This is a genomic window from Aeromonas sp. (genome assembly GCF_050252055.1).
Taxonomy (GTDB): domain Bacteria; phylum Pseudomonadota; class Gammaproteobacteria; order Enterobacterales; family Aeromonadaceae; genus Aeromonas; species Aeromonas caviae.
This window is the reverse complement of the sequence record NZ_JBFWLQ010000004.1, coordinates 345,720-366,966: the sequence shown is the minus strand read 5'-3', so window position 1 is coordinate 366,966 and position 21,247 is coordinate 345,720. Positions and strand designations below refer to the sequence as shown.

Genomic DNA, 21,247 nt, shown 5'->3' with positions numbered 1-21,247 from the left:
TAGGGCCGGGCGACATTTGCTAGCTTCATGGCAGTGAAATTAGCAGGTGATATTTAAGGCAACTTCACTTATAATCGCCCGGCCCACGTTACAGCTGTCGATAAGACAGCAACACTTTAAGCTTTACTTGTATTCGAAGGGGTACAGGTAGGCCATCGTTTGTTGTTTGTGGGAGAGCCCCCATAAGCAATTGGGTCTGTAACAGGTAATTGGGTTTAACTTAATGAAAACTTTCGTTGCCAAGCCAGAAACCGTAAAACGTGACTGGTACATTGTGGACGCAGAAGGTAAAACTCTGGGTCGTATCGCAACCGAGATCGCTGCTCGTCTGCGTGGTAAGCACAAAGCCGAGTACACTCCGCACGTTGACACCGGTGACTACATCATCGTTGTAAACGCTGAGAAGGTACACGTAACCGGTAAGAAATTTACCGACAAAATGTACCACGCTCACTCCGGTTTCCCGGGTGGTATCAAGTCCATCAGCTTCGACAAGCTGATTCAGCGTAAGCCGGAAATGGTAATCGAAGCTGCCGTAAAGGGCATGCTGCCGAAGGGTCCGCTGGGCCGTGCCATGTTCCGTAAGCTGAAAGTTTACGCAGGCGCAGAGCACGCTCATGCTGCTCAGCAACCTCAAGTACTGGATATCTAACGGGAACTGGCAACATGGCAGAAAATCAATACTACGGTACCGGCCGTCGCAAAAGCTCCACTGCTCGCGTATTCATCAAAGCGGGTAGCGGTAAAATCGTAATCAACCAGCGCTCCCTGGAGCAATACTTCGGCCGTCCGACTGCCCGCATGGTAGTTCGTCAGCCGCTGGAACTGGTCGAGATGACCGAGAAACTGGATCTGTACATTACCGTTAACGGTGGTGGCATCTCCGGTCAAGCTGGTGCGATCCGCCACGGTATCACTCGTGCTCTGATGCAGTACGACGAGACCCTGCGTTCCGAACTGCGTAAAGCTGGCTTTGTTACTCGTGATGCCCGTAAGGTTGAGCGTAAGAAAGTCGGTCTGCACAAAGCGCGTAAGCGTCCGCAGTACTCCAAGCGTTAATTCGCTTTTGGTACGCACTCTCAGGAGTGTCAAAAAAGCCTGGCAATTTGCCAGGCTTTTTTTTATTGGTAATGTTACATGTGACAATGCTAAGCATACGTCACAAAAGACAAAAAATTGTGTATTTATTGTTTTTGCCCATCGACTCCCTTTCTTGTCAAATTGTTATCTTTTCTTTAAAATTTCCATGGTCTTTCTGTGTCAATTGCCACTCCGCTTCCATTGCAGTTGTCAGAGGGAGAGGAGAAGTAAACAGGGACACTATAAGAATGAGCGGAGTCCACATGGGAGAGTTTTTGGATGAGCAATGCGCCAGTTGATACCGGTCGCCGCAGATTTCTTACCTGGTCAACGGTTGCCGTTGGCGGTGTAGGAGCTGCTTTTACCGCAGTGCCGTTTATTAAGTCATGGAATCCGAGTGCCAAAGCCAAGGCGGCAGGCGCCCCGGTTGAAGTGGATATCAGCAAGCTGGAGCCGGGTCAGCTAATCCGCGTCGAGTGGCGTGGTAAACCGGTCTGGGTGGTGAAGCGTACCAAGCAGACGCTGGATGCTCTGGCTGCACACGATGACAAGCTGCGGGATCCTGCGTCAGACGAGCCACAGCAACCGGACTATGCCCACAATGGCTACAGATCCATCAAACCGGAAATCTTCGTGGCCGTTGGCATCTGCACTCATCTGGGATGCTCCCCCTCCTATCTGCCCGACAGCTTCGGCGAGCAGGTTCAAGGGGTAACTTCCGGCTTCTTCTGCCCCTGCCATGGCTCCAAATTCGACATGGCTGGTCGAGTGTTCCAGGGCGTCCCCGCACCGCTGAACCTGGTCATTCCGCCATACCAATTTCTTAGCGACACCACCATTCTGGTCGGTGCCGATGGCAAGGAGGCCTGACCATGTTTGCCAAACTCATGGGCTGGATCGATGATCGTTTCCCGCTCACGGCCATGTACAACGACCATATGGCCAAGTATCCGGCGCCCAAGAACCTGAACTTCTGGTACTTCTTCGGCTCTCTTGCCATGTTGGTGCTGGTCAACCAGATCATCACCGGCATCTGGCTGACCATGAACTACAACCCTTCGGCGGAAGGTGCCTTCGCTTCCGTGGAATACATCATGCGGGATGTGGATTACGGCTGGCTGCTTCGCTACATGCACTCCACCGGGGCATCCGCCTTCTTCATCGTGGTCTACCTGCACATGTTCCGCGGCATGATCTACGGCTCTTACCAGAAGCCACGGGAACTGCTTTGGATCTTCGGCATGCTGATCTTCCTGGTGCTGATGGCCGAGGCCTTCATGGGTTACCTGCTGCCCTGGGGGCAGATGTCGTTCTGGGGGGCCCAGGTCATCATCTCGCTGTTCGGTGCCATCCCCGTTATCGGTGACGATCTGACCCTGTGGATCCGGGGGGACTATGTCATCTCGGGTGCGACCCTGAACCGCTTCTTTGCGCTGCACGTCATCGCTCTGCCGCTGGTACTGGTGATGCTGGTGGCCATGCATATCCTGGCGCTGCACGAGGTGGGCTCCAACAACCCCGATGGCATCGACATCAAGAAGCACAAGGACGAGAACGGCTGGCCACTGGATGCGGTCGCGTTCCACCCCTACTTCACCGTGAAGGACATGATCGGGGTAGCCGGTTTCCTGTTCTTCTTCTGTGCCATCATCTTCTTCAAGCCGGACATGTGGGGCTATTTCCTCGAGAAACCGAACTTTGAGGTGGCCAACGGCCTGAAGACACCGGCGCATATCGCTCCGGTCTGGTACTTCACCCCCTTCTACGCCATCCTGCGTGCGGTGCCTGACAAGCTGCTGGGGGTCATCATGATGGGCCTCTCCATCGTGGTGCTGTTCCTGTTGCCTTGGCTGGATCGCTGCAAGGTGCGCTCGGTGCGTTACCGCAGCACCCTGCACAAGCTGAACATCGCCCAGTTCGTGGTCTGCTTCATTATCCTGGGGGTGCTGGGCGTGCTGCCATCAACCCCGACCCTGACGCTGATTGCACAACTCTGTACTCTGGGTTATTTCGGATTCTTCGTCCTGTTGTTCTTCTACAGCAAGAATGAGAACACCAAGCCGCTGCCGGAGAGGGTGACATTCAAATGAAAAGAATAATTTTTGCAGTGTTGGCCCTGCTGCCTGGTCTGGTGTTGGCCTCTGGCGGTGGCTTCCCCCTCGACAAGGCGGAGTACGATCTGAGTGACAAGGCATCTCTGCAACGGGGGGCCGCCACCTTCATGAACTACTGTGCCGGCTGTCACTCCACCCAGTACCAGCGTTATAACCGGGTGGCGGCCGACATTGGCATTCCGGACGATCTGATGAAGGAGAACCTGGTCTTCACCGGCGCCAAGATCGGCGACCTGATGAAGAGCGCCATGTCCGAGAAGGATGCTGCTCGCTGGTTCGGCGCGCCGCCCCCCGACCTGACCCTGGTTGCCCGGGTGCGTGGTGCAGACTGGATCTACACCTATCTGCGTTCCTTCTACGTGGACGAAACCCGTCCATTCGGGGTGAACAACGCCGTCTTCCCGTCCGTGGGTATGCCCCATGTGCTGGAGCCGTTGCAGGGGACGCCCCGCGCCGAGTTCGAGACGCACACCCTGGATGGCGTGGAGATGCAGCAAGTCGTCAGCATCAAATCTGACGGCAACGGTGAAATGAACAACGAAGAATATGATCAGACGGTACTGGATCTGGTAAACTTCTTGGTCTACTCGGCTGAGCCGGTGCAGCAGGAGCGCGAACGCATGGGCTTCTGGGTACTCGGATTCATCGCTATCTTCTTCATCTTCACTGTGCTGTTGAAGAAGGAATTCTGGCGCGACGTTCACTAAGCGACCAGATCGGAGTAATATGACGCACGGCAATGAAGACAGACATGCTTCATTGCCGTTTCTGCTTTTTAATGACGGGAGGGTTCAATGGCTGTAGCTGCCAATAAGCGTTCGGTAATGACGCTGTTTTCCGGTGCCAACGATATGTTCAGCCATCAGGTGCGTATTGTCCTGGCGGAGAAGGGTGTTAGCGTGGATATCTGCCAGGTTGATCCTGCCAACCTGCCGGATGAGCTGGCCGAGCTGAACCCGTACAACACTGTACCGACTCTGGTGGATCGCGAGCTGGCGTTGTACACCTCGCGCATCATCATGGAGTATCTGGACGAGCGTTTCCCGCATCCGCCCCTGATGCCGGTTTATCCGGTCGCGCGCGGCAACAGCCGTCTGATGATGCACCGCATCGAGCTGGACTGGTACTCTCTGGCCGACAAGATCATGGCGGGCACCGATACCGAAGCCGCCCGTGCCGAGTTGCGCGACAACCTGCTGGCCATCGCCCCCATCTTCGGCGAGATGCCCTATTTCATGAGCGAAGAGTTCGGTCTGGTCGACTGCTACATGGCGCCGTTGCTGTGGCGTCTACCGAGCCTGGGCATCGATTTCACCGGCCGTGGCGCCAAAGAGCTGAAGGCTTACATGGTTCGCCTGTTCGAGCGTGAATCCTTCCAGGCTTCCCTGACCGAGGCCGAGCGCGAGATCCGTGCCGGCGTATGAGCATGGAACCGACAATGACACCCAGTCGCCCGTATCTGCTGCGGGCGTTTTTTGACTGGTTGCTGGATAACGATCTGACTCCCCATCTGGTGGTCAATGCCAACATTCCCCATGTGATGGTACCGATGCAGTTCGTGCAGGATGGCCAGATTGTTCTGAACATCGCCCCCCGGGCCGTGGGCCAGTTCCACATGGACAATGACGCTGTCAGCTTCAGCGCCCGTTTCGGTGGCGTATCGCAGCAGGTCTATATCCCCATGGCGGCCGTACTGGCCATCCATGCCAGGGAGAACGGAGTGGGGACCCTGTTCCCGCCTGAGCCCGGGTATGACCTCTGGCTGGAACAGGCACAGACACCCACGTCGGTTGACCCCGAGCCGGAACCACCGCGCCCGAGCGGTCGCCCGACTCTGAAAGTCATCAAATAAAAAACGCAGCCTGAAGGCTGCGTTTTTTCATCCTGCCAGATGGTCAATTCTGGGCAAACTCGAAGGCTTTGATCACCTGCTTAACGCCGCTGACGTGGCGGGCGATTTCCACGGCTTGATCCCCTTCCTGGCGGGTGACCAACCCAATGAGGAACACCTCGCCATTCTCGGTGACAACCTTCACCTTGGCGCTATCGAAGTTCTTGGTGCCCAGCATGTCGGCCCGCACCTTGGAGGTGATCCAGGTGTCATTGCTGCGCACGCCGATACTGACTGGTTTGCCAAGGCGCAGCTCGTTGTAGACATGGCGAACCCCTTCAATCCGGCTCACGATTCTGCCCGCTTCCTGTTTGTAAGCGTCAGAGGGTGTCTGACCCACCAGCAGCACACGGCCGTTGTTGCTGTAGACACTGATCTTGCTGGCGGCGCTCAGGGGCTTGTTGTCGGCCAACAGGTTGGCGGCTTTCAGCTCTATGGTCTGATCGTCCCACTGGGCACCCAGGGTGCGGCGATCGCCGCTCGCTTTGGCGGTGCCAGCCGCGCCACCGACCACCACGGCAGCACAGCCTTGCAGCAGCAGGACGCCGGTCAGCAGGGCAAGAGCGAGAATAGGCTTCTTCATGGTTTCAGTCTTCCTGTTGCGGGAAAAGTGTCTGGTCGATGAGATCACAGAGACAGTGCAGGGTCAACAGGTTCACTTCCAGAATACGAGGACGGCGAGCGGAAGGAACGCGGATCTCCACGTCATTGGGGCCCAGCAGACCGGCGATCTCTCCCCCGTCTCCGCCACCGAGCACAATGATGGTCATGTCGCGGGAGAGGGCGGCCTCCGCAGCCTTGATGAGGCTGCGGCTGTTGCCTGTCGTGGTGATGACCACCAGAATGTCGCCTGGTTGTCCCAGAGCACGTATCTGTTTGGCATAGACCTCTTCGAAACCGTGATCCGTGGCGATGGCGCTGATGGTCGCCATGTCGGGCGTCAGGGCGAGACCGGGCAGGGAGGGGCGAGGAGTTTCATAGCAGTTCACCAGTTCGGAAATGAACAGCTGTGCCAATGCCGAGGAGGGACCATTGCCACATGCCATCACCTTGTGGCCATTGAGCAGGCAGATGGTCAGCATCTGGGCTGCCGTATGGATGGCATCCGGCAGTGCTTCGGCGGCAGCTATCTTGGTCTGGATGCTTTCGGTGTAATTCTCTTTGATGGGATCAGTCATGGGGTCCTCTTAAAACGCGTTCTGGATCCAGTCCGGCTGGTCGCCCTCGAACGCGATCACATCGAATCGACAGGCCTGGTTGGCCTCATTGATGGCATGTTGCTTGAAATAGTGGCGCGCGGCCAGCACGATCTTGTGCTGCTTGCGCCGGGTGACCGAGCTGGCTGCACCGCCATGGGTGGCGTGGGCACGATATCTCACTTCAACGAACACCAGGGTCTCCCCCTGGCGCATGATGAGATCGATCTCGCCGCCACGACAGCGGTAGTTGCGGGTCACGGGTTGCAGGCCGCGGGCCTGCAACCAGCGCTCCGCTATTTGTTCAAAGTGTTGTCCCTTGCTCGTCGCTGCCGACGGCAACAGGTTCAACCACTGCTGGTGAAGTTGTGTCAGTAGCCTCTTCATGAGTCGCATCCTCCAGCTGGGGGGCGGCGCTGTCGCTGACCAGCTTGCCATTCTGGTAGGTGGCCCAGTCCAGCATGCGCACTATGTTGCCCTGGGGATCCACGCTCAGCTGGCCACTCATGCCGGGTTGCTGCATGGCATTGACCTTGCGCATTTGCGGCAGGTTGCCTGCCAGGCTGACGGCATCGTAGCCGAGGGCGAACAAGCGCAGCAGGTCGCCCTGGGTCTGGGGCCAGAGCAGGGCAATCTGTTCACGCTGCGTCTCGAAGCCACCCAGCAGCAGTGGCATGTCGGAGATATGCATGCCGTTGAGCTCGGATGCCACCTCGGTCGTCCCGCCGTCGTATCCCCGAGAGCTGCTGTAGATGGGCAGGCTGCCCATGGGGTTGACCGAGATGTCCACATAGGGCTTGATCATCCGGGTCTCCAGGCTGTTGGCCACCACATAGACGGCGTCGATGCTGCGCGGCGTGGCATCGGACAGCTGGACAATCTCCCCGGCTCGTGCGGTGGAACGGCCGCTCAGAGCGTTCTTGACCATGCCCTGCACTTCGTTGCGTGCCCCGAAGGTGGCAACCACGGGCTTCTCCTGGCTGACGCCGGCCCAGGCCTGCTCAAACGCCTTGATACTGCTGTAGCCAATCCGGCCTTGTGCCGCGATCAGCAGCGGCTTGCGATAGCCCTGACCATAGAGGTACTGGGCCGCCTGGCTCGCATCGGCAGCGGCGGAGAGCGAGAAATAGAAGGTGTTGTCGTTGACGATCGGCTTGTCCAGCTCGTTGAGCGCCAGCACCGGCACGGTCGGATTCGACTTGAGCAGCTCCTCCACCTGATCCTTGAGCAGGGGGCCGATGATCATGTTGGCCCCTTCCTGAATCGCCTGCTTGTAGAGATCCCCCATCGCCTTGCCCTGGGTATCGTAGAAGTTCAGGGTGAACTGGCTCTGATTTTCCTTGTAGGACATCAGCATGCCGTTGCGGATGGCGGCCCCCTGGGCTTCCAGGTTGCCGGAGAGCGGCAGGAAGACGGCGATCTGCTGCAGCGAACCGTTGTCCGTGATAGCGAGATCCCCAAGGCCGGCCGGCATGTCGCTCTGGGCAGGGTGGTTAGGGAAGCTCTGCTTCCAGCCGGCAAGCTGGCGGGCCAGCTGGCTCGGCTGTGCCCCGAACTCGTTCACCAGCGCCGCCAGTCGCAGCCAGCCGGTGGTGACATCGGGAGCTGGCTCCTCTTCGAGCGCCTGCAGGGTGGAGGGGGTCATGCTTTTCAGCAGTGACCAGATCTGCTGGTGATTGGTGGCCAGCTCATTCTTGGCCAGATAAGGTTCCAGCAGGATCAGCGACTTGGCCGCACCAAACTTGTTGTTGATGTCGAGCTGCAGCACCACGCGCTGGCGGTACCAGTCCTTCTGGGTATCGGCATCCAGCACCACATCCGGCTTGCCTTCCAGCAGGATCAGCGCCTGGTTGGCGTTGCCCTGGGCGAGCAGCAGGTGTGCCTGCAGCAGTTGCAACTGCGCCTGCTGCACCGGGCTCTTCGCCTGCTTCTGCAACTGCTGATACAGAGCGGCAGCCGGTTTGGCCTGGCCGAGCGCCAGATAGCTGCGCGCCGCCATCATCTGCCACACGAAGGCCTCTGCCGGTTTGGCGGGATCCACCTGCTCCAGATACCACTGGGCATTCTTGGTCAGATCCGAGAAGGCTGACGGCATGCCGGGTTGTCCGGAAGATTGATTGGGCTCCGACGCACAGGCGGCGAGCAGGACTGCCGCGAGTAGGATGCCGAAGAGTCGTGATACACTTAGCTGCTTTATAACCCGGTTCAAGTTCATTCCCCGACCAGTGTTGAAATTCTCCATAGTGTAAACGGGCCAATATGGCGACACAATTGTCGGGACACTCGGAGCTCCCATGAGTGACATCCCAACCCTGTATATAGTCCCCACTCCGATCGGCAATCTGGCCGACATCACCCAGCGAGCACTGGACGTGCTGCGCAGCGTCGATCTGGTGGCCGCCGAGGATACCCGGCATACCGGGATCCTGCTCAACCACTACCAGATCTCGGTACCGACCTTTGCCCTGCACGATCACAACGAGCAGCAAAAAGCGGATGTGCTGATCGCCCGCATCAAGGAGGGCAAGAGCGTGGCCCTGGTCTCCGATGCGGGGACGCCGCTCATCAGCGACCCCGGTTATCACCTGGTCACCCGTTGTCGCGAAGCCGGGGTCAAGGTGGTGCCGCTGCCCGGTCCCTGCGCTGCCATCACGGCGCTGTCCGCCGCCGGGCTGCCCACCGACCGCTTCGCCTTCGAGGGTTTCCTGCCGGCCAAGGCCAAGGGGCGGGATGATCGCCTGCAAGCCGTCATCGAAGACACCCGCTCTCTGGTGTTCTACGAATCGCCGCGCCGGGTGCAGGAGACGGTGGAAGCCATTGCTCGCATCCTTGGCGAGCGCCAGGTGGTGGTGTGCCGCGAGCTGACCAAGACCTTCGAGTCCATCCACGGTCTGCCCGCCTCCGAGATGCTGGCCTGGCTCGGAGAGGACGATAACCGTTGCCGCGGGGAGATAGTGCTGGTGGTCGCCGGTGCCAGCAAGGTGGATGACGAGTTGCCTGCGGAGGCGATCCGCACCCTGGGCCTGCTGGTCGGCGAGCTGCCCCTCAAGAAGGCTGCGGCCCTCACCGCCGAGATCCACGGGGTGAAGAAGAACGCCCTCTACAAATACGGTCTCGAGCACTATTAATTGCCGTAAACCGGAATTGACGGTTTACCCCGTCTGTCTCGCGAGGCTATAATCCGCGCCTCGGAGTTGGCTGGGCAATCGCTGCTTCGTCGTTGTGTCCCTCGGGACAGACGGGCGGAGGGGAGGAAAGTCCGGGCTTCACAGGGCAGGGTGCCAGGTAACGCCTGGGGGGCGCGAGCCTACGACCAGTGCAACAGAGAGCAGACCGCCGATGGCCCGCAAGGGATCAGGTAAGGGTGAAAGGGTGCGGTAAGAGCGCACCGCGCGACTGGCAACAGTTCGTGGCACGGTAAACTCCACCCGAAGCAAGACCAAATAGGCCCCTATTGGCGCGGCCCGCGTTGGGGGCGGGTAGGTTGCTTGAGCCAGCGAGCGATTGCTGGCCTAGAGGAATGATTGCTACCCGGGGCAACCCGGTACAGAACCCGGCTTACAGGCCGACTCCGACCTCTTTCTGGTAAGTGATTACCTCGAAATCCCGGCACCTTTTGGTGCCGGGATTTTTATTTTCGGCTGGTCACGCGGTCGCGTGGCGCCTTTTGGGGTTTTGTAATAAAGTTCTCGCCCCTTTCGGTCGCTCTGTGTCGTCTGGGCTATCGGTATCGATCATGGAGCCGGCATGTCTCCATGCAGCAGGACGAGATGAAAATGGCAAAGGTGGATTTGTAATGTCATCAAGCGGCGTAATGCACACCCCTTCCCGGTTGATCTGTGCCGAGCGGGGCAGAGCCCTGCCTCAATATGACTTGCTGGGGGTCGAGAGGGCCAATCAGGCCCGTCTCAGGCAACTCAACACCCAACTGAGCATCTTTTCCCAGCAGGCGTCGGGCTGCATGGCCCAGTTGTTCAATGCGGCGGATTGCGATCTGGGTTACCAGGACTTTTCTTCTGCGTTGCCGCAAGAGGAGGATAATCATCAGGTCTGGGTCGAAGCCCGTACTCCTCTGGATGCCCAGCGTGTCGCCTTTTTCTCCATCTCTCCTGCGGTCATCTATCGGCTTGCCGTGCTGTTTTTCGGCGGCACTCTGCAACACAAGGGGGCCACGGCACCCCATGGCAGGGGATTGACCGACACCGAACAGCGACTGCTGCTACGGCTGTGCCAGTATCAGGTGGAAATCTGGTCGACCTGTCAGGGGCAGGGAGACCTCTCCTGGCAGCTGAATCTGATCTCCCGGGAGGCCCTGCCCGCAGGCCCGCTCTGGAAGGCGCAGGCCAGTATGCTGGCCGGTGGCAGCCAGCACGATTGGCAGTTCTGGCTGGCGCCCCCCGAAGAGGCGCCCGGTATCGCTGAAGGTCAGCGTGTGCAGGTGGCGCAACTGGAAGAGGCGCTGATCCAGGTGCCGGTGCGGCTGCGGGTAGTCATGGGGCAGATGTCCATGACGCTGGCGGATCTCGAATGCCTCAAGGTGGGAGACGTGCTCTCGCTGGATTTACCCGAGGTGGTGCCGGCCCTGATCGGCCAGCGCCCCTGTTTCAATGGACGCATTGCCGAACATAAAGGCAGCCTGGTGTACCAGGTCGCAACAGTGGTAGAGGAGTAGTCGAATCGTGAACGAGCACAACATGAATGACCCGCTGGATCTGGATGGCCTGGATCAGCTGTTTGGGGACGACATCAGCATGCCGAGTGCGGCCGACTACATGGCGCCGACCAGCAGTACCAAGCAGCGGGATCTCTCCTTCTTTCACCACATTCCGGTCAAGGTGACGCTGGAAGTGGCCAGCACCGAGGTGGCGCTGGGCGAGCTGATGAAGGTGGAAGAGGGGGCCGTCATCGAGCTGGACAAGCTGGCGGGCGAGCCGCTGGATGTCCGCGTCAACGGGCGCCTGCTGGCCAGGGGCGAGGTGGTGGTGGTCAACGGCAAATACGGGCTGCGGCTGGTGGACGTCGTAGACACCAAATTGCTGGGCGGCATGAACGACTGATGCGTTACCTGCTGGTTGCCCTGCTCCTGCTGGCGTTGCCGAGCTGGGGCGCGGACATGACGCTGTTCTCGGTATCGCCGAGCGAAGCTGGGGGAGAGGACTACAGCGTCAAGCTGCAGATCCTCTTCTTCATGACCCTGCTGGGTCTGCTGCCGACCCTGCTGCTGATGATGACCAGTTTTACCCGGATCATCATAGTGCTGGCCATCCTGCGTCAGGCCCTGGGATTGCAGCAAAGCCCACCCAACCGGGTGCTGATCGGCATCAGCCTGATCCTGACCCTGGTGATCATGAGGCCGGTCTGGACCGAGATGTACCAGAACGCCTTCGTGCCATACGACCAGAACGAAATCACGTTGACGGAGGGGCTGGCCCGCGCCGAAAAACCGCTGCGCCAATTCATGCTGGCCCAGACCCGGGAGCCGGATCTCGAGCAGATGCTGCGCATCTCCGGAGAGCCGACCACCCTCGCCAAGAGCGAGGTGCCGTTCGGCGTGCTGTTGCCGGCCTTCGTGCTGAGCGAGCTGAACACCGCCTTCCAGATAGGTTTCATGCTGTTCATCCCCTTTCTGGTCATCGATCTGGTGGTCGCCAGCGTGTTGATGGCCATGGGGATGATGATGCTCTCCCCTCTCATCATCTCGCTGCCATTCAAGTTGATGGTCTTCGTGCTGGTGGATGGCTGGTCCATGACGGTCGGTACCCTGGCGGCCAGTTTCGGCGGGGGAGGCTGACGTGACCCCCGAGCAGAGTGTGGCCCTGGTGGGCGGGGCCGTGAACCTGGTGGTCATCATGGTCTCGGTGCTGATCGTGCCCGGTCTCATCGTCGGGCTGGTGGTCAGCATCTTCCAGGCGGCGACCCAGATCCAGGAACAGACACTGAGCTTCCTGCCCCGTTTCATCGTGACCCTGCTGACCCTCATCTTCACGGGAAACTGGCTGCTGTCGCAGATCACCACCCTGTTCGCCGACCTGTTCCAGAAGATCCCCGGGCTTATCGGATGAACTCCCTGCTGTCGTTCAGTGCGGCCGAGCTGACCGCCTGGCTGGGACAGTGGTGGTGGCCCTTCATTCGCATCGCGGCCGCCTTCTGGGTGATGCCGGTATTCGGTGACGGCCGGGTGCCTGCACAGGTTCGCATCCTGCTGGCCTTCGTCATCAGTCTGCTGATCGCCCCCATGATGAAAGGCATGCCGGCGCTGGATCCCCTCAGTGCCGGCATGATGGTGCTGACCCTGGAGCAGTTGCTGTTCGGTCTGCTGTTCGGGCTCTGCATACAGATGCTGTTCATGGTGATGACCATGGCGGGGCAGATCCTCTCCATGCAGATGGGGTTGGGGATGGCGGTGATGAACGATCCTTCCAACGGAGACACGGCGCCCATCGTCAGCCAGATCATGCTGGTCTTCTGCTCCCTGTTGTTCCTCGGTCTGAACGGCCATCTGGTGACTTTGGATGTCCTGGTGCAGAGCCTGCGCACCTGGCCGCCGGGAACCTCGCTCTACGTCCTCGATCTGAAGGGGGTCATCGGCCTGTTTGGCTGGAGCATCGGAGCTGCCCTCATCCTGACCCTGCCTGCCGTGGTGGCCATGCTGATGGTGAACCTCACCTTCGGGGTGCTCAATCGTACGGCCCCTTCCCTGAACATCTTCTCTCTGGGCTTCCCCATGACGTTGCTGCTGGGGCTGCTCACCATGGCCATCTCCATCAGCGGCGTCCCGGCCCGCTATCTGGATCTGGTCGGTTACGTGCTGACCCAGCTCAGGGCATTGACGCCGACATGAGCCAGCACAGCGCCCAGGACAAAACCGAAGAGGCCTCCTCCCAGAAACGGCGCAAGGCGCGGGAAGAGGGCCAGATTGCACGCTCCAGGGAGTTGAGCTCGGCCGGCCTGCTGCTCGTCGGCGGTCTGGTCATGCAGTGGATGGTGCCGAGTTTCGGGCTCTTCTTTGCCGAGCTGATGAAGCAGCCCCAGCGTTTCAACTGGCAGGGGGCACGGGATCCCCAGATGATGATCCAGTGGACCGCGGACGCCCTGATCGGGATGCTGTGGGTGCTGCTGCCTCTGTTTGGCGTGCTGGCCCTGCTGCTGGTGCTGCTCAGTAGCGTGCCTGGCGGCATGGTGCTGGTCTGGAAGAAGCTGATGCCAAGCGGGGAGAAGCTCAACCCGCTCAAGGGGCTCAAGCGGATGTTCTCCACCCACAGTCTGATGGAACTCCTGAAATCCCTGCTCAAGGTGCTGCTGATCGGCGGCACCCTGGCCATGATGCTCCAGCACCAGTGGCCCACCCTGATGATGATGAACCGTATGCCGCCCCAGGCGGCCATGGAACAGGCGCTGCGGATCCTCTCCCAGGCATTCATCTTGCTAGGCAGTGTGCAGATGCTCATCGCGGTGCTGGATGTGCCCTACCAGCGCTGGTCCTTGAACAAGCAGTTGAAGATGACCAAGCAGGAGGTCAAGGACGAGCACAAGAACAGCGAGGGGCGTCCGGAAATCAAGGCGAGGATCCGCCAGGTGCAGGGGATGCTGGCCAGGGCCCGCATCGAACAGCGTGTGCCCCAGGCCGATGTCATCATAGTGAACCCGACCCATTATGCGGTGGCCATCAAGTACGATCCCGAGCGGGCCAACGCCCCCTATGTGATTGCCAAAGGGGTGGACGGCATGGCGGAGCGGATCCGCGAGGTGGCCAAAGCCCATGACAAGCGGGTGATGAGCCTGCCCGAGCTGACCCGGGCCATCTACTACTCCACCCGGGTGGATCAGGAAGTGCCGGCGGGTCTGTACACCGCGGTCGCCTATGTATTGAACCATGTATTGCAGCTACGGGCCTATGAGGCTGGCAAGGGCAGGAAACCCAATCCCCTTGCCCCCCTGCACGTACCGCCCGAATTACGTCAACCTGAGAGGTAAGTTGTGAACTGGCGTGTCTTTACCCAATCCTATACAGCCATCCCCATGATGCTGCTGGCCATCCTGGCGATGATGATACTGCCTCTGCCAGGCTGGCTGCTGGATGCCCTGTTCACCTTCAACATCGTGCTGGCGGTGCTGGTGCTGCTGGTCTCCGTCTCGGCCCGCCGGCCCCTCGACTTCTCCGTCTTCCCGACCGTGCTGCTGGTGGCCACCCTGATGCGCCTCTCCCTCAACGTCGCCTCCACCCGGGTGGTGCTGCTGCACGGCCATGAGGGCAACGAAGCGGCCGGCAAGGTGATCCAGGCCTTCGGCGAAGTGGTCATCGGTGGCAACTACGTGGTGGGTCTGGTGGTCTTCGTCATTCTGATGATCATCAACTTCGTGGTGATCACCAAGGGGGGCGAGCGGATCTCGGAAGTGTCCGCCCGCTTCACCCTGGACGCCATGCCGGGCAAGCAGATGGCCATCGACGCCGACCTCAATGCGGGGACCCTGGATCAGCACCAGGCCCGGGCAAGACGGGAGGAGATCGCCAGGGAAGCGGACTTCTACGGGGCCATGGACGGGGCCTCCAAGTTCGTGCGTGGTGATGCCATCGCCGGTCTGCTGGTGCTCATCATCAACCTGGTAGGGGGCCTGGCCATCGGCATCTTCCAGCACTCGCTGCCGGTTTCCGATGCCTTCCGCATCTATGCCCTGCTCACCATAGGTGACGGTCTGGTCGCCCAGATCCCCTCCCTGCTGATGTCCACGGCGGCAGCCATCATCGTCACCCGCGTGAGTGACGAAGGGGAGATGTCGGATCAGGTTGGCCAGCAGATCCTGGCCTCTCCTCGGGTGATCTACACGGCGGCGACCGTCATGCTGATCCTGGGGCTGGTTCCCGGCATGCCCATGCTGGCCTTCCTCAGCTTTGCGGCCGTGCTGGCCTGGACCGGCTGGAGCGTCAGCAAGCGCCGGGTGCAGGATCCCGCGCTGGATGCGGCCGAGGCGCTGACGCGCCAGATGGTGCAGCCGGAGCCCCAGGGACTGGAGTGGCAGGATCTGCCCCCGGTGGATGCGGTCGCCATCGAACTGGGTTATCGCCTGGTACCACTGGCGGAGGCGGACAAGGGGGCCGAGCTGCTGGCCCGGGTGCGCGGTATTCGCAAGACACTCTCCGAGCAGTACGGCTTCCTGCTGCCCGAGATCCGGGTGAGGGACAACCTGCAATTGCAGCCGGACCAGTACCGCATCAAGCTCTCCGGCATCCCTTTGGCCTCGGGCAATGTGGATTGCCAGCGGTTGATGGCCATCAGCAGCGGTGAGACCTATGGCGCCCTGGATGGCGAGCTGACACAGGATCCTGCCTATGGCATGAGTGCGGTCTGGATTTCGCCGGACAACAAGGCCAAGGCCCTCAATCTGGGCTACTCGGTGGTGGATTCCGCCACCGTCATCGCGACTCACGCCAGCAAGCTGCTCAGGGAGCAGCTCGACGGCCTGTTTGGTCATGACGAGGTGGGCAAGCTGGGTCAGCATCTGGCGACCCAGTCTCCCCGTCTTGCGGAAGAGCTCAATCTGGCCCTGACCCAGATGCAGCAGCTGCGGGTCTTCCGCCAGTTGCTCAAGGAGCAGATCAGCCTCACCGACATCCGCACCATCGCCACCACCTTGCTGGATGCGAGCGAGCTGACCAAGGATCCCGTCCTGTTGGCGTCCGATGTGCGCTGCGCACTGAAGCGCCAGATCGTCAGACAGGCGATAGGGTCCCGCGACGTGCTGGCGGCCTTCACCCTGGATGACCGGCTGGAGCAGACCCTGCTGACGGCCATGAGCCAGTCACAGCAGCAGGGCAAGATCCAGCTGGACAGCTTCCCGGTGGATCCCCAGTTGCTGGCGCAGTTGCAGCAGAACATGCCGCTGGTGAAGGAGCAACTGCAGCAACAGGGATATGCGCCCGTGCTGGTGGTGATGCCCCAGCTCAGACCGCTGATAGCCCGTTATGCCCGTTCCTTCTCGAAAGGCCTCAAGGTGCTCTCCTATAACGAGATACCGGAAGATTTGCGAGTCGAAGTCATCGGGACTCTGGGCTGAAGTGGAATTGCCTTGGCGTCACAGGGACAGGAAGCGCCTATTCCGCATATCTGCTTGAATTGTCATATAAAGCCGCTATCATGTGACGACTTTTGACGCGATACATACTGACAGCAAAGAAAAAATAGAAATAGTCGGATGTATCACATGGCTTCAGGGACAACGTAGCCATGCCATCCAAATACGGGTCGTCGCATGATAAAGGCAAACTGAACTGAAAAGTCAGGACGCAAAGCCTCCGGTCTAACAGCATTGATGCTAATGATAGCGGGGTTACCAAGGCCATGATTTCCCGCCTTGTTTTTATACCGATACAGACCATTCACTCAATAACGGGTGCGGTCTCTATTTGTGTGTCTTTATTTTTCACGCATCAGTTCTGTTGATTGATTCATGTGCAATCACAGGTTCGGGATATATGTTTTCTGATTTATCTAGCAAGGAAAATTCAATACCGACCGGTATTGAAACGCATGCTCATTTATTATTAGTTTCCGCTTCGTTATCAAATGGAAACGATGTTGATCGTATATTGCTCAGTGCCGGTTATCGTGTTTCCTGTGTCGATTCCGTGTCGCTGGCCAAGCAATTTCTCTCGAACAATGCGGTCGATCTCATTCTGCTCGACATGGCGGTCATGACCGAGGCCGGGCCCGCCATGGTGCAGACGCTGGCAGGGACCGACTGCGTCATTCTGGTCAACGAGCATCAGGCCTACCTGGCGGCGGAAGCCATGCGGGCCGGCGCCATCGACTACATCATCAAGCCCTTCAGCCAGCGCCAGATCCTCGATGTGGTGAGAGGGGCCCTGCGCCTGCGCCAGGCCATTCCCAATCTGATCGCCACGTCTCCCCAGAGCCTGCAGGTGTTGCAGCTTGCCCGGCGGGCAGCCAAGACATCGGCCACCATCCTCATCGGTGGCGAATCCGGGACAGGCAAGGAGCGACTGGCTCGCTACATCCACGAGATGTCCAGCCGGGCCGGCAAGCCTTTCGTGGCCATCAACTGTGCGGCCATCCCGGAAGCCATGCTCGAATCCATCCTGTTCGGACACAGCAAGGGGGCCTTCACCGGGGCAACCGCCAACCAGCAGGGAAAATTCGAGCTGGCCCAGGGCGGTACTCTGCTACTCGACGAGATCTCCGAACTGCCGCTGGCGCTGCAGGCCAAGTTGCTGCGGGTGTTGCAGGAGAAAGAGGTGGAACGCCTCGGCAGTCATCAGGTGATCGCGCTGGATGTGCGGATCATCGCCGCCAGCAACCGGGACCTGAGGGAGCTGGTGCTGCAGGGCGCGTTTCGCGAGGACCTTTTCTACCGGCTCGACGTGCTTCCCATGAGCTGGCCGGCACTGCGGGAGAGACGGGATGACATCCTGCCTCTGGCGGAATACTTCATCGAACGCTACGCCGCACAGCAGGGGTATCGCCTCGGCGAGAGTGCCCGTCAGCAACTGCTCTCCTATGACTGGCCTGGCAATGTGCGTGAACTGGACAACGTGATTCAGCGAGCGCTAATTATGGCTCGCGGCTTGCATATTCAGGCCGTCGATCTGATGTTGCCCCATTACGCCGCCGAAGCCGACACCCCGCAACCGCAGGCGCTTGCGGCCCCCGAGGGGCTCAGCGAGACCAAGCGGCATGCTGAATTTCAATTCGTCCTTGAGACGTTGCGCCGTTTCCGTGGTCACCGGACACGCACGGCCGAAGCCCTCGGAATGACGACCCGGGCACTTAGATACAAGCTGGCTGCCATGCGCGAGCAGGGCATCGATGTCGAGCAGCAGATACAAAACTAAGGGATAACCGAGTGAAGATTGAGATCATGTCATCACAGGTGACGCTCCTGCAGCAGATGCAGGAAATGCAGCGAGTCGCCAGTCAAGCCCCTTCCATCGAACCGAACGAGGCGTCAGGCGTCTCGTTCAGCGACGCCATGCGCGACGTCGTCGGCCGCGTCAACGAGCAGCAGAACATCGCCTCCCGATTGATGACCGCCGTCGATGCGGGTCAGAGCGACGATCTGGTGGGGGCCATGGTGGCCAGCCAGAAGGCCGGTCTCAGTTTTTCCGCCCTGATGCAGGTGCGCAACAAACTGATGACGGGCTTTGATGACATCATGCGCATGCCGCTCTGAGGTTGATCATGACTGAACTGGTATCCTCCGCACCGGGGGCGTCGGGCTCCCTGCTGGCCCGGGTGCAGGACGGGGTGCGCAACTGGCGTACCCTGTCTCGCGACAACAAATCCATTCTGACCATCGCGCTGCTGGCCGCCGTGGTTGCCGCCACCATAGTGGTCATCCTCTGGACCTCCAGCAAGAATTACGTGCCCCTCTACGGCAAGCAGGAGCTTTACGACACCGCCAACATCATGGAGATGCTGGAGAAGGAGCAGGTACCCTTCCGGCTGGAGAAAAGCTCCGGCCAGATCCTGGTACCTGAAAGCCAGTTGGCCCACATCCGCATGGCGCTGGCCGCGCGGGGCGTGAGGGCGGCCATGCCGTCCGGCCTGGAGGGGCTCGACAATGTCACCGGCCTTGGCACCAGCGAGTTCATGGAAGGGGCGCGCTACCGCCATGCCCTGGAAGGGGAGCTGGCCAGAACCATCATCTCCCTGGATGCAGTGCGCAGTGCCCGGGTACATCTGGCCATTCCGAAGCGGACCCTGTTCGTGGGGCGCGACGAGGAAAAACCCAGCGCGTCCGTGATGCTGGATCTGCAACCGGGCCAGACCATGGAGCCGGGCCAGGTCGAGGCGATTGCCAACCTGGTGGCGGGCAGTATCTCCGGCATGAAGCCCGGGGCCGTCACCGTGGTGGATCAAAGCGGCCAGCTGCTGAGTGCCGAGCTCGGCGACAAGGCCGGTTTCGGCAAGCAGAGCGTCCAGCAGATGGAATATGTGCGCAAGCTGGAGCAGTACATTCGCCAGCGTGCCAGCGACATGCTCTCCCCCATGCTGGGCACGGGCAACTTCCGGGTGCAGATCGCCGCGGACGTCAATTTCAATGCGGTGGAAGAGACCCAGCAACAGCTCGATCCCAATGCCGTGGTGACCAGGGAGTCCAACAAATCGGACAAGACCATTGATGCCCTGGCCCTCGGTATCCCCGGTGCGCTCTCCAATCGACCGCCCGAAACCGCTCCCAAGACCGATCAGGCCGCCACCGAGGGGAATGCTGCCCAGGAGCCTGCCAAGAACGATACCCGCACCGAGCGGCAGGAAGTCAGCAGGCAGTATGAAAGCAGCCGCACCATAGTGCATACCCGCTATCAGCAGGGACGACTGGAGAAAATGAATGTCTCCATCCTGCTCAATCAGCAGAGCGCTCCCAAGGAGGGGTGGAGCCCGGAACAGCTCGAGCAGATCCGCCAGATGGTGGAGCGTTCGGTGGGCTTTGACGGCTCCCGTGGCGACCAGATCAGCCTGCAGGTCTTCGATTTCACCGGTGCGGTGCCGGTGGAGCCGCCAGCGTCGAGCTGGCTGGAAACCCCTTACTGGCAAGACTCCCTGCGTTACCTGGTGGGTGGTTTGCTGGGGCTGACCCTGGTGTTCTTCGGCATCCGTCCTCTGGTGAAGCACCTGGTGCGTACCCAGCAATATCCCGACACTGATGCCGCACAGGAGCCGGACGAGGAGCAGGAGCCAACCATGGGCCTCTCCATGCGCCGGGAAGGGGATGGGGAACTGGAAGAGTCTGCGACGGGCAAGAGCCTGTCCCAGTCTCAGTCCGAGTTCCGGCTCGAGCCCCAGTTCTCCTCCCTGGATCTGGAGGCGCTGCCCGAACCGGGTTCCGAGCTGGAAGTCCAGCTCAAGCACCTGCAACTGCTGGTAGACAAGGACACGGCCCGGGTGGCGGAAGTGGTCAGACAATGGGTGAGTGGCAATGAGCAACGTTAATCTGAATCAGAACGCGGTCGACATCGACATCGACAATCTGGAAAAAGCCGCGATCCTGCTGCTGAGCATGGGCACCGAGGCGGCGGCCAAGGTGATGCAGAAGTTGTCCCGCGACGAAGTGCAGCGCCTCATCTCCAAGATGGCCAGCCTCTCCGGCGTGAGTTCGATAGAAGCCAAGTGGACGTTGCAGCAGTTCTTCAACCAGTATCGCGAGCAGAGCGGCATCGGCAGCGCCTCCCGGGAATATCTGGAACAGACCCTGGATCTGGCGCTGGGCCAGCGGCTTTCCCGCAGCCTGCTCGACAGCCTCTATGGCGATGCGATGAGCCAGGACATCCAGCGTCTGCAATGGGTGCCGGCGGATGTGCTGGCCCGCTTCTTCCGCAATGAGCATCCCCAGATGCAGGCTGTCTTGCTCGCCTTCCTGCCACCCCAGACCGCCTCTGCCGTGCTCGATGCCCTGCCGGGGTCGGTGCACGACGATCTGCTGGTGCGGGTCGCGAGCCTCAGCTCGGTCAGCGAACACGTGCTGGGTGAGCTGCGGCTCACCCTGGATCGCTGCCTCGCCTATGTGGCCGATCAGTCCGGCGCCAAGGTCAACGGGGTGCGCCAGGTGGCCGATATCCTCAATCGCTATCAGGGGAACAAGGAGCAGATGCTCACCCTGCTGCGGGAGCACGATGGTGAGCTGGCCCTCGAAATCGAGAAGAACATGTTCGACTTCATGGCCCTGCGTCGCCAGAGCGACGATACCCTGCAACGTCTGGTGCAGGAGCTGCCGGCGGATCTGCTGGCCCTGGCCCTGAAGAACACCGATGCCGGTTTCCGCAAGGTGGTGCTTGGCGCCATGCCCAAACGGATGGCACAGGCACTGGAGGCCCAGATCCAGGATCAGGGCAGCGTCTCCCTGCGCAAGGTGGAGCAGGCCCGGGAAGAGGCCATGAAGCTGGTGCGCGAGCTGGTGGAGCAGGGCGAGATCGAGTTCCAGCTGTTCGAAGAGCCCACCGTCAGTTAACA

At 60.1% G+C, this 21,247-nt stretch carries 23 protein-coding genes, 1 other RNA gene and 1 riboswitch; of the genes, 20 read left to right on the top strand and 4 right to left on the bottom strand.

Annotation, left to right across the window (positions count from 1 at the left end):
* Positions 1-223 precede the first annotated feature (223 nt).
* The 7 genes from rplM to AB7E19_RS09880 all read left to right on the top strand — a co-directional run bounded on the left by rplM (position 224) and on the right by AB7E19_RS09880 (position 5,046).
* Positions 224-652 (top strand): 50S ribosomal protein L13, encoded by a 429-nt coding sequence (rplM, locus tag AB7E19_RS09910; RefSeq protein ID WP_005336289.1) that lies wholly within the window; start codon positions 224-226, stop codon positions 650-652.
* Between the two features lie 14 nt (positions 653-666).
* Positions 667-1,059 (top strand): 30S ribosomal protein S9, encoded by a 393-nt coding sequence (rpsI, locus tag AB7E19_RS09905; RefSeq protein ID WP_005336286.1) that lies wholly within the window; start codon positions 667-669, stop codon positions 1,057-1,059.
* 300 nt (positions 1,060-1,359) lie between these two features.
* Positions 1,360-1,950: a ubiquinol-cytochrome c reductase iron-sulfur subunit gene (gene petA, locus AB7E19_RS09900; protein ID WP_010675854.1), complete on the top strand. Its 591-nt coding sequence runs from the start codon at positions 1,360-1,362 to the stop codon at positions 1,948-1,950.
* Between the two features lie 2 nt (positions 1,951-1,952).
* The gene (locus AB7E19_RS09895; RefSeq protein WP_010675853.1) at positions 1,953-3,170 is read left to right on the top strand and encodes a cytochrome b; all 1,218 of its coding nucleotides are present in this window, start codon (positions 1,953-1,955) and stop codon (positions 3,168-3,170) included.
* Positions 3,167-3,901: a cytochrome c1 gene (locus tag AB7E19_RS09890; protein ID WP_039040484.1), complete on the top strand. Its 735-nt coding sequence runs from the start codon at positions 3,167-3,169 to the stop codon at positions 3,899-3,901. Before AB7E19_RS09895 ends, AB7E19_RS09890 begins: the two co-directional genes overlap by 4 nt.
* Before the next feature lie 87 nt (positions 3,902-3,988).
* Entirely contained in the window at positions 3,989-4,618 is a 630-nt protein-coding gene (gene sspA / locus AB7E19_RS09885) for a stringent starvation protein SspA (RefSeq protein WP_039040485.1), read from the top strand.
* Complete coding sequence (locus AB7E19_RS09880) at positions 4,615-5,046, top strand: ClpXP protease specificity-enhancing factor (RefSeq protein WP_029314842.1); 432 nt, start codon at positions 4,615-4,617, stop codon at positions 5,044-5,046. The genes sspA and AB7E19_RS09880 overlap by 4 nt, the downstream gene beginning before the upstream one ends.
* 43 nt (positions 5,047-5,089) lie before the next feature.
* Here AB7E19_RS09880 and dolP read toward each other — a convergent pair whose 3' ends face one another.
* From dolP to AB7E19_RS09860, 4 genes are read right to left on the bottom strand one after another with little or no spacing between them, the layout of a single operon-like run.
* Positions 5,090-5,668 (bottom strand): division/outer membrane stress-associated lipid-binding lipoprotein, encoded by a 579-nt coding sequence (gene dolP, locus AB7E19_RS09875; protein ID WP_010675849.1) that lies wholly within the window; start codon positions 5,666-5,668, stop codon positions 5,090-5,092.
* Between the two features lie 4 nt (positions 5,669-5,672).
* Positions 5,673-6,263, bottom strand: a complete 591-nt coding sequence (locus tag AB7E19_RS09870) for a D-sedoheptulose-7-phosphate isomerase (RefSeq protein WP_010675848.1) — start codon at positions 6,261-6,263, stop codon at positions 5,673-5,675.
* Between the two features lie 9 nt (positions 6,264-6,272).
* A complete protein-coding gene (locus AB7E19_RS09865; protein ID WP_049637187.1) occupies positions 6,273-6,668 on the bottom strand; it encodes a YraN family protein in 396 nt (131 codons plus the stop codon).
* Positions 6,586-8,376 (bottom strand): penicillin-binding protein activator, encoded by a 1,791-nt coding sequence (locus AB7E19_RS09860; protein ID WP_319921790.1) that lies wholly within the window; start codon positions 8,374-8,376, stop codon positions 6,586-6,588. The genes AB7E19_RS09865 and AB7E19_RS09860 overlap by 83 nt, the downstream gene beginning before the upstream one ends.
* A 199-nt stretch (positions 8,377-8,575) precedes the next feature.
* Between AB7E19_RS09860 and rsmI the strand changes: the two genes are divergently transcribed.
* The 13 genes from rsmI (at position 8,576) to fliGL (ending at position 21,245) form a co-directional block, all read left to right on the top strand.
* Entirely contained in the window at positions 8,576-9,409 is an 834-nt protein-coding gene (rsmI, locus tag AB7E19_RS09855; protein WP_201888087.1) for a 16S rRNA (cytidine(1402)-2'-O)-methyltransferase, read from the top strand.
* A 62-nt stretch (positions 9,410-9,471) separates the two neighbouring features.
* Positions 9,472-9,858, top strand: an RNA gene (rnpB, locus tag AB7E19_RS09850) — RNase P RNA component class A.
* Between the two features lie 219 nt (positions 9,859-10,077).
* The gene (gene lfiM / locus AB7E19_RS09845) at positions 10,078-10,953 is read left to right on the top strand and encodes a lateral flagellar motor switch protein LfiM (RefSeq protein WP_319921791.1); all 876 of its coding nucleotides are present in this window, start codon (positions 10,078-10,080) and stop codon (positions 10,951-10,953) included.
* 7 nt (positions 10,954-10,960) lie between these two features.
* Complete coding sequence (lfiN, locus tag AB7E19_RS09840; protein WP_041211834.1) at positions 10,961-11,338, top strand: lateral flagellar motor switch protein LfiN; 378 nt, start codon at positions 10,961-10,963, stop codon at positions 11,336-11,338.
* On the top strand, positions 11,338-12,072 hold the full coding sequence (fliP, locus tag AB7E19_RS09835) for a flagellar type III secretion system pore protein FliP (RefSeq protein ID WP_041211833.1): 735 nt from the start codon (positions 11,338-11,340) through the stop codon (positions 12,070-12,072). Before lfiN ends, fliP begins: the two co-directional genes overlap by 1 nt.
* A 1-nt stretch (position 12,073) precedes the next feature.
* Positions 12,074-12,343 (top strand): flagellar biosynthesis protein FliQ, encoded by a 270-nt coding sequence (gene fliQ / locus AB7E19_RS09830; RefSeq protein ID WP_041211832.1) that lies wholly within the window; start codon positions 12,074-12,076, stop codon positions 12,341-12,343.
* Complete coding sequence (lfiR, locus tag AB7E19_RS09825) at positions 12,340-13,122, top strand: lateral flagellar biosynthetic protein LfiR (protein ID WP_104452187.1); 783 nt, start codon at positions 12,340-12,342, stop codon at positions 13,120-13,122. Before fliQ ends, lfiR begins: the two co-directional genes overlap by 4 nt.
* Entirely contained in the window at positions 13,119-14,255 is a 1,137-nt protein-coding gene (gene flhB, locus AB7E19_RS09820; RefSeq protein WP_041214022.1) for a flagellar biosynthesis protein FlhB, read from the top strand. The genes lfiR and flhB overlap by 4 nt, the downstream gene beginning before the upstream one ends.
* Before the next feature lie 3 nt (positions 14,256-14,258).
* Positions 14,259-16,334, top strand: a complete 2,076-nt coding sequence (lfhA, locus tag AB7E19_RS09815; RefSeq protein WP_041211829.1) for a lateral flagellar biosynthesis protein LfhA — start codon at positions 14,259-14,261, stop codon at positions 16,332-16,334.
* Positions 16,335-16,527: 193 nt separating this feature from the next.
* Positions 16,528-16,615, top strand: a riboswitch (cyclic di-GMP riboswitch).
* Positions 16,616-16,866: 251 nt separating this feature from the next.
* Entirely contained in the window at positions 16,867-18,129 is a 1,263-nt protein-coding gene (gene lafK / locus AB7E19_RS09810) for a lateral flagellar response regulator transcription factor LafK (protein WP_286700740.1), read from the top strand.
* An 11-nt stretch (positions 18,130-18,140) separates the two neighbouring features.
* A complete protein-coding gene (lfiE, locus tag AB7E19_RS09805; protein WP_128271445.1) occupies positions 18,141-18,467 on the top strand; it encodes a lateral flagellar hook-basal body complex protein LfiE in 327 nt (108 codons plus the stop codon).
* Positions 18,468-18,484: 17 nt separating this feature from the next.
* Positions 18,485-20,230 carry a lateral flagellar M-ring protein FliFL gene (fliFL, locus tag AB7E19_RS09800; RefSeq protein ID WP_371175428.1) on the top strand — a complete coding sequence of 582 codons (1,746 nt, stop codon included), beginning with the start codon at positions 18,485-18,487 and terminating at the stop codon, positions 20,228-20,230.
* Positions 20,217-21,245 (top strand): lateral flagellar motor switch protein FliGL, encoded by a 1,029-nt coding sequence (fliGL, locus tag AB7E19_RS09795; RefSeq protein WP_041211827.1) that lies wholly within the window; start codon positions 20,217-20,219, stop codon positions 21,243-21,245. Before fliFL ends, fliGL begins: the two co-directional genes overlap by 14 nt.
* Positions 21,246-21,247 lie beyond the last annotated feature (2 nt).

Excerpts from the sequence above, each read along its gene's own strand:
- rplM (WP_005336289.1), top strand. The coding sequence starts at position 224 with ATGAAAACTTTCGTTGCCAAGCCAGAAACCGTAAAACGTGACTGGTAC.
- rpsI (WP_005336286.1), top strand. The coding sequence starts at position 667 with ATGGCAGAAAATCAATACTACGGTACCGGCCGTCGCAAAAGCTCCACT.
- petA (WP_010675854.1), top strand. The coding sequence starts at position 1,360 with ATGAGCAATGCGCCAGTTGATACCGGTCGCCGCAGATTTCTTACCTGG.
- AB7E19_RS09895 (WP_010675853.1), top strand. The coding sequence starts at position 1,953 with ATGTTTGCCAAACTCATGGGCTGGATCGATGATCGTTTCCCGCTCACG.
- AB7E19_RS09890 (WP_039040484.1), top strand. The coding sequence starts at position 3,167 with ATGAAAAGAATAATTTTTGCAGTGTTGGCCCTGCTGCCTGGTCTGGTG.
- sspA (WP_039040485.1), top strand. The coding sequence starts at position 3,989 with ATGGCTGTAGCTGCCAATAAGCGTTCGGTAATGACGCTGTTTTCCGGT.
- AB7E19_RS09880 (WP_029314842.1), top strand. The coding sequence starts at position 4,615 with ATGAGCATGGAACCGACAATGACACCCAGTCGCCCGTATCTGCTGCGG.
- dolP (WP_010675849.1), bottom strand. The coding sequence starts at position 5,668 with ATGAAGAAGCCTATTCTCGCTCTTGCCCTGCTGACCGGCGTCCTGCTG.
- AB7E19_RS09870 (WP_010675848.1), bottom strand. The coding sequence starts at position 6,263 with ATGACTGATCCCATCAAAGAGAATTACACCGAAAGCATCCAGACCAAG.
- AB7E19_RS09865 (WP_049637187.1), bottom strand. The coding sequence starts at position 6,668 with ATGAAGAGGCTACTGACACAACTTCACCAGCAGTGGTTGAACCTGTTG.
- AB7E19_RS09860 (WP_319921790.1), bottom strand. The coding sequence starts at position 8,376 with ATGCCGTCAGCCTTCTCGGATCTGACCAAGAATGCCCAGTGGTATCTG.
- rsmI (WP_201888087.1), top strand. The coding sequence starts at position 8,576 with ATGAGTGACATCCCAACCCTGTATATAGTCCCCACTCCGATCGGCAAT.
- lfiM (WP_319921791.1), top strand. The coding sequence starts at position 10,078 with ATGTCATCAAGCGGCGTAATGCACACCCCTTCCCGGTTGATCTGTGCC.
- fliP (WP_041211833.1), top strand. The coding sequence starts at position 11,338 with ATGCGTTACCTGCTGGTTGCCCTGCTCCTGCTGGCGTTGCCGAGCTGG.
- lfiR (WP_104452187.1), top strand. The coding sequence starts at position 12,340 with ATGAACTCCCTGCTGTCGTTCAGTGCGGCCGAGCTGACCGCCTGGCTG.
- flhB (WP_041214022.1), top strand. The coding sequence starts at position 13,119 with ATGAGCCAGCACAGCGCCCAGGACAAAACCGAAGAGGCCTCCTCCCAG.
- fliGL (WP_041211827.1), top strand. The coding sequence starts at position 20,217 with ATGAGCAACGTTAATCTGAATCAGAACGCGGTCGACATCGACATCGAC.